The sequence below is a fragment of the Paenibacillus sp. PastF-3 genome (assembly GCF_029893135.1).
Lineage (GTDB): Bacteria > Bacillota > Bacilli > Paenibacillales > Paenibacillaceae > Paenibacillus_AQ > Paenibacillus_AQ nitricinens.
Genome location: NZ_JARXWM010000028.1, coordinates 1 through 12,883 on the forward strand (window position 1 = coordinate 1; position 12,883 = coordinate 12,883).

Genomic DNA, 12,883 nt, shown 5'->3' on the forward strand with positions numbered 1-12,883 from the left:
CATTTTGAAACATCTGACGAGAAAATTAATTCTCTAATTTTGGAATTCACTTTCGTGATTTCCTACTCACTCGTTGTTCAGTTTTCAAAGATCAATGTCTCTCATTTCGTCGTCGTTGTTTGTCAGCGGCGACCTTTATAATATATCACAGTGTTTCATTGTTTGGCAAGTCTTTTTTTTGAAAAAGTTTTTTTCAATTTTTCTTGCCTTCCGCTTCCCTTTTACACAAGCAAAAGGAGCGCGAGATATAATTTATCACGAGCACTCCTTTTTAGTCAAGCTATTTTATTAAAAAATCTTAAATTCATATAAGACTCTTGCATTTACCGCCTATCCTTAGTGTTTATACTGAGAAGAACGTCCACCCCACGCATACTTGGAAAGTTCTTTCTGAGGAGCAAAACGAGCATACATACGAAATACAGTCTTATATCTATTGGCGATGGCATGCCTGATATTTTGGTCCAAGCGCTGATCGCTCAAATCTAACAGCATCTCATCAAGTTCTTTCCGCAAAACATAATCCAGTTCCTTGCATTCTTTTTCGTTGAACAACATTCCCAACATATGCTTGGCCTCCTTCATGAAGTTGCAAGTAACACATTCACTAAAACCCAAAACCCCTTGTACATAATTAGTTAGTCCATCTCATGGAGAAAGCTGCCTTAAGATCCTACTACACTAGATTAACCGGAGTACTCTTTTTATAACCATAATTATTAAAAATTCCCTTTATGGTTTCTCCATGATTATATACTTCTGACCTTTAGGCAATCCTTGGATGAATGGTTTTAATGGTATGCTCCATTCCCGGAAGTTTTATGATAAAAGCGAAAAAGTAATTGTACTTTCAATGATGGCAGCTACAAATAACAGGATTACTGTCCAAATAGATGCTGTAAGTGTTTGACGCATGAATGAAGTCCAGTCTACACCTCTGTTCTCTTTTTTAGTGGATGAGCTAAATATACTTGAAAGTACTTTCCCACCGAACTGAAGTCCAAATGCACAAGCAATAATGATCGCTGGAATCTCTATAATCCCATGTGGCAGCAGTCCTTTTACTATTAGTTCGAACAAATCCTGTCCTTGCAGTGCTGATAAATGAATAAGATAGCCGATAACCGCTCCGTTAATAAATAAGAATATGGCTGGCAGTATACCGAACAACGCTCCTAAAAATATGATAAGAACACCCTTGATGCTGTTATTCAAAAATATAAATACAAAGAAGCTCCATTGCGGATTAGAAGAATCTCTAAGGCTGCCACTGATTTCACTGAGCCCCTCTAATTGCTGAACCAATAGCTTCTCCAGACTGCTAGTAGCTACCCACCCTACAACCGCTCCTACTGCGAAGAGCAGACAGGATAGCAATAAAGCCTTCCGGATTGTTTTTAGATCTTTAATAAACGTGAAGAACGACAACATAAATACCCTCCTGAAATAGTGATCTCTGTTTCTTAGGTCATAACCTTGCGGTACGAGCATACATTTAGAACAAACAAGCATTTCGCATGGGAGAGGAGCGCTGTCATTATGAATTCTTTTTATGTATTCAGCGGCAAAAAGATTAAACGATTCATCTATATCTTCGCCGCTGTGCTTCTTGCTGCTGGAGTTGTCTATGTCGAGAGGGGAAACATAACCGTTTTTTCTGAATCCGGACCTTCCGCGATCTACAGTGTACCCACAGAGAAGAAGCTGATTGCCCTGACCTTCGATATTAGCTGGGGGGAGAAAAGACCCGAACCAATTTTGAAGGTACTTGAAGACAAGAAAGTGGACAAAGCCACCTTCTTCCTGTCTTCACCATGGAGTAAAACTCACCCAGACATTGTAACTAACATCAAAAATGCAGGTTTTGAAATTGGAAGTCATGGTCATAAACACGTCAATTACAGCACACTAAGCAACGAAGAAATTCGTACACAGATCTCAACGGCTCACACCGTACTTACCGAATTAACCGGCACTGAACCCAATTTGATTCGTATGCCTAATGGTGATTTTGACAAAAGAGTCCTTCAGGTTGCCAGCGATCTCGGTTACAAGGTCATTCAATGGGATACAGACTCCCTGGACTGGAAGAACATCGGCGTAGACAATATCGTGAAGCGTGTAACGACAAAAGCGCATCCAGGTGATATTGTCCTTCTACATGCCAGTGATTCCTGTAAACAAACACATGAAGCACTTCCACTCATTATCGATGAGCTCCGCAGACAAGGTTATGAATTCGTTACCGTCTCTGAGCTGATCAGTCAAAGCAACGCCGAAGGTAAAGAAGTTCGCGACTCAGCTTCACTGAGTAATGCCGTTGAGGACGCAGCTGGGCTGTAAAAACACATTTCAATCTCTGGTGCCGTAATGGATGTTGATCTGACCAAAGGATTAATGACGTGGAGAGATGAGTTCCGATATGTCTGGTGTGGGGGTATTCAGCTTCGGATAGCTCAGATCCAGACTCTCCAGTGTCTTTACAACGATGGATAAGGTCAAATAGTTGCGGTACCATTGATGATTGGCGGGTATCCAGTACCAGGGTGCTTTATCTATGCTAGATTCCTTGAAAACATCTTCATATGCTTCTTGGTAATCATCCCAATACTCCCGCTCCTGGAGATCACTTGCATCGAATTTCCAATGTTTTTTGGGATCTTCAAGGCGTTCTTTAATCTTCTTTAGCTGCTTCTCTTTAGAAATATGCAGAAAAAGTTTGATAATTGTCGTCCCCTCTTCCACCAGCATTTCCTCGAACTGCCGTATGTAACGAAAGCGACGCTTCAAGTCATCCTTTTTTAACCCTCCGTGTACCCGCGGTACCAATACATCTTCATAATGCGAGCGGTTAAATGCAGAGATATATCCCTTAGGGGGTGTCTTCTGATGAACTCTCCATAGAAAATCATGAGCCTCTTCCTCTAGAGATGGTTTCTTAAAGCTGGTAACTATAAATCCTTGCGGATTAATGCCTGAAAAAATATGCTTAACTGTGCCATCCTTACCGCTGGAGTCCATTCCTTGCAGAATAACAAGCAGCGAATGCTTTTTCTGAGCAAACAAAATATCTTGGAGCTCTGCCAAACGTGCTTTAAGCTCTTCTGTTTTAGCTTCCACTTCTTTTTTGGATTTAAAAACACCTGTGTCATCGGGATCCAGCTTGTTAAGCCGGATTTCTTTTGTGTCTTTTATCATATAGCGCTTGATGTCCATATATTCCCCTCCTAAAAGTTTTGTGAGCGTTACTACACTTGTGTTACTTCGTACAAAACTCACTTCGGAAGCATCTACTAAGTTTTGTAAAGCATATGCATCATTGGAACGCTTCGTACAAAACTTACTTCGAAAGCACACGCTTAGTTTTGTGAGCGTTACTCCACTTATGTTACATCGTACAAAACTCACTTCGGAAGCATCTACTTAGTTTTGTGAGCGTATCGTTCTTTAAGATTAACCTCTACAATCAGATTTTAATCGTTAAGCTTCCGTTAGAGCAAAAAACCCCGTCTTCTGAAATCAGAGCACGGGGTTCATTGTTTAGTGCCTTTCCCATTCATTATCCGGCTGCCGGCTTCAGAATACGGTGTAGCATCAAAATTTGGAATGCATTACAAGCGATAAGCGGAACAACAATAAATACCGTCGCACTATCAACACCTATACGGAGTACGCCAATAACTTCCACAATTGAAATAGCTGTCATAAAAAAGAGGGTTGGAATCAAAGCTGAGACGTTTGTACTTTTTACTTTGAAATAAGACACTATAATAGCTGCTAGCAAAATAACGATTCCTAATATTAGATCAGACATAACATTTCTTTCCCCGCCAACGACGGTACGCAAAAAAATCAGTTCAAGCAATGCGAGTACAGAAAACACTAGTTGTATGTATTTCCAAACCTTTTGTGGAAAAACTCCGTTGCCCATATAATTCAAAATCAAATAGGCAAAAAAACCAAGTTGCGAATAAACGCTTACAAGCATACCGTAGCCAAGCAGAATCAGCGGGTATAAAAAGAAATCCCCGACACTTTTGAAATCAATCTTACCATTTACGAATTGTAGTGCCAAACCAGCGATTACAGCCCCACCCGCTCCAATAAGAAGGGTAGTCCAAAATAAATGAAACCATTTTTTTATACTCAGCCAATTCACCTCCTCTTGTCAGATTTATTTTACCAAGGATACCGACAAAACGCCATTACACCCACAACATAAATGTGCTCTAATGCGGCATAATACATCAAGAGAATCCTATAAAGGAGGGCAGCGCCAATGAAATGGAGATTTATCGGATCTGTGGGTTTGGCATTGAGCTTTGTTATGGCCTTAACGGCTTGCGGAAGTGAGCAGAGCAGTTCTTCTTCCGGACAAGGCAGTTATAAAGAAACGAAGACCATGGTTTTAGATATATTGAAAAGCGATGAGGGTAAAAAAGCAGTTGAGGAATCATTATCAAGCTCCAGCTCTGGCGGTACCAGTGGAATGAGCATGAAGATGATGCCACTTCAAACAACAGAGGAAATTAAGACCGCTGTAAAGGATACTCTCACTGCGCCGGAATATCAGAAGGAGATCGAGAAAATAATGAAGGATCCAAAGTTCGCAGGTGACTTTGCTAAAGCCATTCAATCGCAAAGTAAGGAACTACACCTGCAGCTAATAAAGGATCCAACTTATCAGAAATCAGTCGAAGAAATTATGAAATCTCCAGAAATGATGACCATGTTTCTAAATCTCACCAAAACACCGGATTACCGAAAACAATCCATGAAAACCATTCAGGAATCTATGCAAACCCCTTTATTCCGTATGGAGGTATTAAATTTACTTAAAAAAGTCGTACAAGAAGAACTTGAACCAAAAGAGAAAAAAGAAAAAGGCAGCGAAGGTGGCGACAAGCAGGACAGCAGTGGCGGCGGTGGCGGCGGTAGCGGCGATGATTCAAGCTCTTAAAAAAGAGGCCTTATCCCACTAACAACGTGTGGGATGGCCTCTTTTTCATGTACAAGAATTAGTGCTCATATTTTGAAATAAGTTTATCCGCAATTTCTGCAAATAATATGCCTGTTGGTGTCTCTTCTTTGTATACAGAAGGTGAAAAATCCGGTTCCGAAATATGGTTGTCCGGCGCACCTAACGGCACTTGTGCAAGCAGCTCCGTATGAAGCGTCTCGGCAAGCCTCGCTCCTCCACCTCTGCCAAAGATATAATCTTTCTTACCACAGTCAGTACACTCATAATAAGCCATATTCTCAATGACTCCAATAATCTCATGATCTGTCTGCAGAGCCATAGAGCCCGCTCTAGCCGCCACAAACGCTGCGGTAGCGTGTGGTGTTGTAACTATAATCTCTTTGCTGTGAGGCAGCATCTGATGCACGTCAAGTGCCACATCACCAGTACCTGGGGGCAGATCAAGCAGCATATAATCAAGTTCACCCCACCCGACATCATTAAAGAACTGGCGAAGCATTTTGCCAAGCATAGGTCCCCGCCAAATTACTGGACTATTCTCACGGATAAAGAAACCCATAGACATGACCTTCACTCCGAAACGTTCCACAGGAATAATCGTTCCTTCTTCAACAACAGGCCCCTCTTCGATACCCATCATATCAGGAATGCTAAAACCATAAATATCGGCATCGATAAGACCAACTTTTTTCCCTTTTCTCGCAAGGGCTACGGCTAAATTCACCGTTACAGTTGATTTACCAACCCCACCTTTACCGCTGGCCACGGCAATAAAGTTCACACCAGAGCTCTCGCTAATTAATTCATGGCCATCAAGGCCTGCAGCATGTCCCTTAAGTTTCCCAGGCTCATCAACTTCCTCAGTGCTTTCACCACGAAGTATAGCACGTTCATAATCGGTTGCATCACGAAGCCGGATATGTACATTAGAAGCCCCACCCGCTTCAAGCAATTCACGAACCTGTTGTTCTAGATCCATGCGACTTTGCTCTTCAGGATTCAGACATACGATAGATAAAGAAATACGATCTTCTTTAATCATAATGTCACGAATCAGCTGTAGTTCCACAAGGCTTTTTCCAGTTTCCGAGTCTGTTAATGGCTGCAGTATTTCCTGAATCTGTTCCTTAGTCAACATGGAAAGCACCTCTGTTTCCTTTCCGGATGAGAAATTCTCCGGAGTTTTTGTCTATTATAGCATTACCTGTCTCCCCATGAGTAGTCCTGACTATTCGGAGGCGTAACGAAGAATGCCACGATAAATGCTAGTCGCAACCTTCCGCTGATAAACATCATTTCCGAGTAGAGCGGATTCCTGTGGGTGTGATAAGAATCCTACTTCTACAAGTACTGCTGGTATTTTCAATGCTTTTAGCAGATATACAGTATTCACTGTCTTAGCCACACGATCGGTGTTCTCCAGCGTAGTCTTCAGCTCACTCTGCACAAACTCTGCAATGGCTTTATTATCCTTATGGTTGGGGTAGTAAAAGGTTTGTGCACCGCTCCAACGATTTGAAGGGACACTGTTCATGTGAACGCTTATAAAAAGGTCTGCGCCTTTCTCTTCGATGCTTCTTACTCTTTGTTTAAGATCTTCCGTCTTACGCTTAGAATAGCCCTTAGTGCCTTCTTGAGCCAAATCATAATCACCCTCACGAGTCATTACTACAATAGCCCCTGCCTGCTGCAGATAATCACGCAAATAAAGCGATACCGCGAGATTAATATCTTTCTCAATTAGCCCTTCCCGGCTAACCGCTCCTCCATCAGCTCCACCATGTCCCGCATCGAGAGCAATAACTTTTCCTGACAAGGGCAGACTCCAATAATTTAGTGTTTTAGCGGTAGGCATGTCATACGCTATAATTCCGATCATTATAGCTAGCAGTACCACGCCAAGCATACTTTTTTTGATACTGCTCCATGAAATCCAGACCGAGACCTTATTGTTCTTCCGGCCAGACATAACAAAGACCCCCTCGTCCCGATAGATAATACTCATCTATATGGGACAAGGAGGTCAAATAGTACTAGCTAATGAGGATTACGCGGTTACTTCTTGTGTCATGCCTTCAATTAGAATCTGTGCAACCTCAGGCCGTGTGAATTCTGGTGGAGGACATTGGCCATCACGGAGCAAAGCCCGTACCTTTGTACCCGACAATGTCATGTGATCGTCACTAGGATGCGGGCAAGTTTTACTGGATGCCATATTCCCGCATTTTTTACAGAAGAAGCTATGTTCAAAAAATAATGGAGTAATATCAAGTTCTTCCGCACTAAAATTAGAAAAAATCTCCTGTGCCTCATAAGTGCCATAATAATCACCTACGCCAGCATGGTCACGACCGACGATGAAATGGGTACAGCCGTAATTTTTGCGAACCATGGCATGGAAAATTGCTTCTCTAGGGCCTGCATAACGCATTGCCGCCGGAAAAACACCAAGGAAGGTACGATCCTCAGGATAATAGTTCTCCAAAAGCGCCAGATAGCTCTTCATCCGCACATTTGCCGGTACATCATCTGACTTCGTCTCACCAACAAGTGGATTTAGGAATAGAGCGTCTACAACCTCCATAGCGCACTTTTGAATGTACTCGTGAGCTCGGTGGACTGGATTACGTGTTTGGAAGCCTACAACCGTTCTCCAGCCCTTTTCAGCAAATATCTTCCGCGTATCCGCAGGATCAAAATAAAATTCACCGAACTTCTCTGGCTGTGGGCGGTTCAAGACTGTAATCGGTCCTCCAACATAAGTTACAGGACGCGCCAACAGCTTACTCACACCTGGATGTTCAGGGTCTGTTGTTTTGAAGACATTTTGTGCTTCAATCGTTTGATCTACAGTATAAATACTCTCAATATCCAATAAACCGTAAATCTCACCATCATCCTCACCGATTAGAGAAACTTTATCCCCAATGGATAAACCGGCAGCCACAACATCTTCTACAGCCAGTGTTATTGGAATGCTCCACACTGTGCCATCCGCTAATCGCATGTTTGTTACTACTGAATGATAGTCTTGCTCATTTAAAAAGCCAGTGAGGGGCGAAAATGCACCAACAGCTATTAGATCCAAATCAGATAAGGTCCAGGTATTCAAGGGAATTGCCTTGCTGTCACGTGCGAGATTCAGCAATTCTTCTCTTTCAGTACCCTCTGCTACACGGTTAACCAAAGTTCCGCCATGCGGACGTATTGAAGTCATCTTAGTCTCTCCTTCTATGTTCCCTCAGGGATATGTCTTACTTGTGCAATCCGCACTCTGTCTTCTCTGATCCAGACCAACGTCCAGCACGCGGATCTTCACCTGGCATAACCTGACGTGTACATTGCTCACAGCCGATACTTGGATAGTTACGGTCATGTAGAGGATTATAGATTACGTCATTTTCACGAATATAGTTCCATACATCTTCTGTCGTCCAATCCGCAATCGGATTAAACTTCACTAACCCAAATTTATAATCATACTCGACCTTTTTAGCATTAGCACGGGTAGGCGCTTGATCACGGCGAATTCCAGTAATCCAAGCCTCGTATTGAGATAATATACGAGTCAGTGGTTCAACTTTACGAATTCCACAACATTGGTTAGGGTCAACTGTCCATAACGCATCACCGTATTGAAGTGCTTGCTCCTGCGTTGTGAGCTGTGGAGACACACGTACAAACTCTAATCCGTATTTGTCTGCCATCAAATCTCTGGTTTCGTAGGTTTCCTTAAAATGATAATCTGTATCGAGATAAAAGACATCAGTAGATGGACTAACTTTGTGAAGCATATCAACAAGCACTACATCTTCGGCACCAAAGCTGCAGGCAAAAGTAATATTAGGAAAGGTTTCTACAGCCCAGCGGATAATTTCTTCGGGTGAAGCACTCTCTAATTCTTCGGCCTTTATTCTGATCAAATCTTCCTTCTCGAGCAAGTTCATTAAGGTATTCCTCCATCCAAAATATTAATCGTATGAATAAATGAGGTAAAAGAAGTAATAAAACCAACTATTTCTATATGAAATAGTATATAACTTTTACTGAGGAAGTCAATGAATTTCAACCCTCAAAATCAGTAAATAGATGCTAAAAAAGCCCATTTCTTATTTGAAAGGGGCTGGAAAGAAAATAAAACCCTTGACCATATAGGCCAAGGGTTGAATTCTTGATAAATATTAACGTTTCGAGAACTGAGGCGCACGACGTGCAGCCTTCAAGCCGTATTTCTTACGTTCCTTCATACGAGGGTCACGAGTTAGGAAGCCGGCTTTCTTAAGTGCACCGCGATATTCAGGGTCAACTTTAAGCAATGCACGGGAGATACCGTGACGAATTGCTCCAGCTTGACCGGAAATGCCGCCACCATGTGCAAGAACGATTACATCGTAGTTGCCTAGTGTTTCAGTCAGGTTCAAAGGTTGTTTTACGATCATTTTCAGTGTTTCCACACCAAAATATTCGTCCATCTCACGTTTGTTAATGACAATGCGTCCTTCACCCGGTACAAGGCGAACACGTGCTACCGAATGTTTACGACGACCTGTCCCATAGTATTGTACTTGTGCCATGAAACTGTCCTCCTCTATTCTTATCCGCGAAGTTCGTAAACTTCAGGTTTTTGTGCTGCATGTGGATGCTCGGCGCCTGCATATACTTTCAATCTCAGCTTCATGTGGTCCCCTTGACGAGTCTTAGGAATCATACCATGAACAGCGAATTCAATTACGCGTTCTGGTTTAGTGTTAAGCAGAGTTTCAGCATTAGTAACTTTCAAGCCACCTGGGTGCATCGAGTGACGGTAGTATTTCTTGTTTTGCAATTTCTTACCGGTCAAGTGAATTTTCTCAGCGTTGATTACGATAACGAAATCTCCTGTATCAACGTGTGGAGTGAATTGCGGTTTGTGTTTGCCACGGATCAAAGCAGCGGCTTCGCTGGCCAAACGACCAAGTGTTTTGCCTTCGGCATCAATAATGTGCCAATTGCGTTCAACTTCGTTCGGCTTCGCCATATAGGTGGTACGCATGAATGTTTCCTCCTTGTTCTCGTACGAAAATCTTCTGTTTCGTATATCTTGTTTCTCATTGAATTACAATTATGTGAGTTAAGCAAAGCATTTTTTGGCATTTCCTTGATCGGGGCTGTGGGATAGCCATCAAGAAAACACAACTTTTATATTACAGTATAAACATAACAAGTGCAAGTGATTTTTAGACATTCAGCCTATTATTTAGGAAGAAATTTATACAAGCATAAAGGCCTCTATCGTCCCTAGAAGGACGGTTAGCGTTTATGCGAGAAATATAAGGATAATGTATTTCGTGAAACTTATATATTCTTATATTTGAAAAAAAGATTCACTTTCAGACTCGTCATATTCTACACTCCACAAAGCCAACCCCTTGGCCATAGCTGTCGGTCCAGCAGCAGAACGATCACATGCCGCCAATATCTCAGCAACATGATCAGCATCTATTTTACCTTCCCCCACATGGATCAAAGTCCCCATAATAATACGAACCATATGCTGAAGAAATCCACTACCTGTTATATAAGTTTGGATCACTCCCTGATCTAATGAAGAGGGTCGGCACATACTGCGGTCTACTTCCATATGAGCTTCAAAGACCGTTCGTATATGAGAGGCTTTAGTAGACCTCCGTGAAGCAAACGAGGTGAAGTCATGTGTCCCTACAATATGCGTTAAGCCTTGCTGCATCGCAGGAATGTCCAACCTCACCGGATGGTGAAGCTGCCAGCGCCGCTGAAACGGATCTGGAAACCTGTTGCCGTTAATCGTGTATCGGTAAGTTTTACGCTTAGCTCCTCTACGAGAGTGAAACGACAGCGGTACTTCCCTAGCCTCAGTAACCACGATATCTTGTGGCAGCCGGGCATTAAGCGCCAGACACCAACGTTCAAGTGGGATTCGAGAGGAGGTCGTAAAGTTAAAAGGCTGACCGTAGGCGTGTACTCCGGCATCTGTGCGGCCAGAAGCAGTAATCTTAAGCTCCTCACCTGTCAGATGGAATATCGCTTGCTCCAGCCGATCTTGAATCGTATTGCCCTGAGGCTGGGTCTGAAAGCCATCATAATTTGTTCCGTCATAATTGACCTTCATCAATAGATTACGCATTCCGTTCTCCTTTTTAAACCGTTCAGCAGAAACGTCGATCGAAGCACTGTCTGATCTTATTCAAGAGGAAGAAATGGCTTTGCCGTCCCTAGAAGGACGGCATCCATTACACTTCACTCCATTACTTCAAAAAAAAGAGCCCCTGCGGGAGCTCCTTCAATTGAACCAAGGTGATTCCCACGGTTATTGGTACAGCAGAGTCTTGCGCCTCTGCAGCACAATAACGCTGATATTTCCCCCATCTTTACTCCAAAAGAGGGCCGGATGAAAGGGAATCATCGGAAATCATTACTTGTGATACTACGCGCGGTCTACCAATTCAAGATAGACCATAGGCGCAGCGTCGCCACGGCGAGGTCCTAGTTTCAGGATACGAGTGTATCCACCTGGACGCTCAGTGTAACGAGGAGCGATGTCAGAGAACAATTTTTGAATTGCATCTTGTTCACCATCAACAGTCTCGCGGCGAACAAATGCAGCTACTTGACGACGAGCATGAAGATCACCTTTTTTAGCTTTAGTGATCAACTTTTCAGCGATGGAACGAACTTCCTTCGCCTTAGCTTCCGTTGTTTGGATGCGCTCGTATAAAAACAGATCCGTTACCATGTCGCGAAATAACGCTTTACGCGCACTGGAATCACGGCCCAATTTTTGGTATGCCATTGTGTTTTCCCTCCTTTACTGTAACAATCTGTAGCTATTCTTCTGTACGGAGTCCCAAACCAAGTTCCTCAAGCTTCTCCTGAACTTCTTCCAAAGATTTACGACCAAGGTTACGCACCTTCATCATATCTTCTTCAGTCTTCGTGGTAAGCTCTTGTACGGTATTAATACCAGCACGTTTGAGGCAGTTGTAGGAGCGGACAGAAAGATCAAGCTCTTCGATTGTCATCTCTAGCACTTTTTCTTTTTTGTCTTCTTCTTTTTCAACCATAATTTCGGCGTCTTTCGCTTCGTCCGTAAGACCTACGAACAGTACGAGGTGCTCGTTCAAAATTTTGGCTCCGAGGCTTACAGCCTCTTCCGGTCTAATACTGCCATCTGTCCAAATTTCAAGCGTCAATTTGTCGTAGTTGGTCACTTGACCAACACGTGTATTGTCTATGCCGTAGTTAACGCGTGAAATAGGAGTGTAGATGGAGTCAACCGGGATAACGCCAATTGGCTGATCGTCGCGTTTGTTCCGGTCCGCTTGGACGTAGCCGCGACCACGGCCTGCAAAAATACGCATGTGAAGTCTCGCACCAGGTCCCAGCGTTGCAATGTGAAGATCCGGGTTGAGGATCTCAACATCGCTGTCCGCACGGATATCACCTGCGGTAACGATGCCTTCCCCTTCGGCATCAATCTCAAACACTTTTTCCTCGTCTGAATGAATCTTCAGGGACAAGGCTTTAAGGTTAAGAATGATCTCCGTCACATCTTCCATTACGCCTGGAACGGTCGAGAACTCATGCAGAACGCCGTCAATTTGGACCGAAGTCACTGCGGCTCCTGGAAGCGAAGAAAGCAATATCCGGCGAAGTGAATTCCCCAGAGTCGTGCCATACCCACGTTCCAACGGTTCAACTACGAATTTCCCATAGGTACCTTCATCATTAGCTTCTACGGTCTCAATCTTCGGCTTTTCGATTTCTATCACGAGTTTACCCCTCCTTCAACGTCGCTCCTATATGAAACTGTCACCCCATCAGGTGCATCATGTAGTATGCCTAAACACCTATTATTAGCAGATGCGTCAGAATTATACCACATTT

The 12,883-nt window shown here is 43.1% G+C and carries 15 protein-coding genes; 2 read left to right on the forward strand and 13 right to left on the reverse strand.

The window, feature by feature from the left end:
• Window positions 1–336 precede the first annotated feature (336 nt).
• A complete protein-coding gene (locus tag M2444_RS31325; protein WP_036680631.1) occupies window positions 337–567 on the reverse strand; it encodes a hypothetical protein in 231 nt (76 codons plus the stop codon).
• Window positions 568–819: 252 nt separating this feature from the next.
• The gene (locus tag M2444_RS31330; RefSeq protein WP_373455862.1) at window positions 820–1,428 is read right to left on the reverse strand and encodes a stage II sporulation protein M; all 609 of its coding nucleotides are present in this window, start codon (window positions 1,426–1,428) and stop codon (window positions 820–822) included.
• 111 nt (window positions 1,429–1,539) lie between these two features.
• Here M2444_RS31330 and pdaB point away from each other — a divergent pair, with 111 nt between their 5' ends.
• Window positions 1,540–2,343: a polysaccharide deacetylase family sporulation protein PdaB gene (gene pdaB / locus M2444_RS31335; RefSeq protein ID WP_094871885.1), complete on the forward strand. Its 804-nt coding sequence runs from the start codon at window positions 1,540–1,542 to the stop codon at window positions 2,341–2,343.
• Window positions 2,344–2,394: 51 nt separating this feature from the next.
• Here pdaB and M2444_RS31340 read toward each other — a convergent pair whose 3' ends face one another.
• Entirely contained in the window at window positions 2,395–3,216 is an 822-nt protein-coding gene (locus M2444_RS31340; protein ID WP_042192144.1) for a PPK2 family polyphosphate kinase, read from the reverse strand.
• Window positions 3,217–3,559: 343 nt separating this feature from the next.
• The gene (locus M2444_RS31345; RefSeq protein WP_280788977.1) at window positions 3,560–4,150 is read right to left on the reverse strand and encodes a KinB-signaling pathway activation protein; all 591 of its coding nucleotides are present in this window, start codon (window positions 4,148–4,150) and stop codon (window positions 3,560–3,562) included.
• A 129-nt stretch (window positions 4,151–4,279) separates the two neighbouring features.
• Between M2444_RS31345 and gerD the strand changes: the two genes are divergently transcribed.
• Entirely contained in the window at window positions 4,280–4,960 is a 681-nt protein-coding gene (gene gerD / locus M2444_RS31350) for a spore germination lipoprotein GerD (RefSeq protein WP_280788969.1), read from the forward strand.
• A gap of 58 nt (window positions 4,961–5,018) precedes the next feature.
• Here gerD and M2444_RS31355 read toward each other — a convergent pair whose 3' ends face one another.
• The 9 genes from M2444_RS31355 to M2444_RS31395 form a co-directional block, all read right to left on the reverse strand.
• On the reverse strand, window positions 5,019–6,119 hold the full coding sequence (locus tag M2444_RS31355; protein ID WP_094877198.1) for an Mrp/NBP35 family ATP-binding protein: 1,101 nt from the start codon (window positions 6,117–6,119) through the stop codon (window positions 5,019–5,021).
• A 90-nt stretch (window positions 6,120–6,209) separates the two neighbouring features.
• Window positions 6,210–6,950, reverse strand: coding sequence for an N-acetylmuramoyl-L-alanine amidase CwlD (gene cwlD / locus M2444_RS31360; RefSeq protein WP_094871880.1), 741 nt, complete (start codon window positions 6,948–6,950; stop codon window positions 6,210–6,212).
• Between the two features lie 78 nt (window positions 6,951–7,028).
• Window positions 7,029–8,198, reverse strand: a complete 1,170-nt coding sequence (gene sat / locus M2444_RS31365) for a sulfate adenylyltransferase (protein WP_280788970.1) — start codon at window positions 8,196–8,198, stop codon at window positions 7,029–7,031.
• A gap of 37 nt (window positions 8,199–8,235) precedes the next feature.
• Window positions 8,236–8,928: a phosphoadenylyl-sulfate reductase gene (locus M2444_RS31370; protein ID WP_094871877.1), complete on the reverse strand. Its 693-nt coding sequence runs from the start codon at window positions 8,926–8,928 to the stop codon at window positions 8,236–8,238.
• Between the two features lie 234 nt (window positions 8,929–9,162).
• Entirely contained in the window at window positions 9,163–9,555 is a 393-nt protein-coding gene (gene rpsI, locus M2444_RS31375) for a 30S ribosomal protein S9 (RefSeq protein WP_025706574.1), read from the reverse strand.
• A gap of 20 nt (window positions 9,556–9,575) precedes the next feature.
• The gene (gene rplM, locus M2444_RS31380) at window positions 9,576–10,013 is read right to left on the reverse strand and encodes a 50S ribosomal protein L13 (RefSeq protein ID WP_036680589.1); all 438 of its coding nucleotides are present in this window, start codon (window positions 10,011–10,013) and stop codon (window positions 9,576–9,578) included.
• 312 nt (window positions 10,014–10,325) lie between these two features.
• Window positions 10,326–11,123 (reverse strand): tRNA pseudouridine(38-40) synthase TruA, encoded by a 798-nt coding sequence (gene truA, locus M2444_RS31385; RefSeq protein WP_280788971.1) that lies wholly within the window; start codon window positions 11,121–11,123, stop codon window positions 10,326–10,328.
• A 300-nt stretch (window positions 11,124–11,423) separates the two neighbouring features.
• The gene (gene rplQ / locus M2444_RS31390; RefSeq protein ID WP_019908254.1) at window positions 11,424–11,789 is read right to left on the reverse strand and encodes a 50S ribosomal protein L17; all 366 of its coding nucleotides are present in this window, start codon (window positions 11,787–11,789) and stop codon (window positions 11,424–11,426) included.
• A gap of 34 nt (window positions 11,790–11,823) precedes the next feature.
• A complete protein-coding gene (locus tag M2444_RS31395) occupies window positions 11,824–12,768 on the reverse strand; it encodes a DNA-directed RNA polymerase subunit alpha (RefSeq protein ID WP_036680585.1) in 945 nt (314 codons plus the stop codon).
• Window positions 12,769–12,883 lie beyond the last annotated feature (115 nt).

What these genes read in the sequence shown, in the direction of transcription:
- M2444_RS31325 (WP_036680631.1), bottom strand. Translation starts at nt 567, where the DNA reads ATGTTGGGAATGTTGTTCAACGAAAAAGAATGCAAGGAACTGGATTAT.
- pdaB (WP_094871885.1), top strand. Translation starts at nt 1,540, where the DNA reads ATGAATTCTTTTTATGTATTCAGCGGCAAAAAGATTAAACGATTCATC.
- M2444_RS31340 (WP_042192144.1), bottom strand. Translation starts at nt 3,216, where the DNA reads ATGGACATCAAGCGCTATATGATAAAAGACACAAAAGAAATCCGGCTT.
- gerD (WP_280788969.1), top strand. Translation starts at nt 4,280, where the DNA reads ATGAAATGGAGATTTATCGGATCTGTGGGTTTGGCATTGAGCTTTGTT.
- M2444_RS31355 (WP_094877198.1), bottom strand. Translation starts at nt 6,119, where the DNA reads ATGTTGACTAAGGAACAGATTCAGGAAATACTGCAGCCATTAACAGAC.
- cwlD (WP_094871880.1), bottom strand. Translation starts at nt 6,950, where the DNA reads ATGTCTGGCCGGAAGAACAATAAGGTCTCGGTCTGGATTTCATGGAGC.
- sat (WP_280788970.1), bottom strand. Translation starts at nt 8,198, where the DNA reads ATGACTTCAATACGTCCGCATGGCGGAACTTTGGTTAACCGTGTAGCA.
- M2444_RS31370 (WP_094871877.1), bottom strand. Translation starts at nt 8,928, where the DNA reads ATGAACTTGCTCGAGAAGGAAGATTTGATCAGAATAAAGGCCGAAGAA.
- rpsI (WP_025706574.1), bottom strand. Translation starts at nt 9,555, where the DNA reads ATGGCACAAGTACAATACTATGGGACAGGTCGTCGTAAACATTCGGTA.
- rplM (WP_036680589.1), bottom strand. Translation starts at nt 10,013, where the DNA reads ATGCGTACCACCTATATGGCGAAGCCGAACGAAGTTGAACGCAATTGG.
- truA (WP_280788971.1), bottom strand. Translation starts at nt 11,123, where the DNA reads ATGCGTAATCTATTGATGAAGGTCAATTATGACGGAACAAATTATGAT.
- rplQ (WP_019908254.1), bottom strand. Translation starts at nt 11,789, where the DNA reads ATGGCATACCAAAAATTGGGCCGTGATTCCAGTGCGCGTAAAGCGTTA.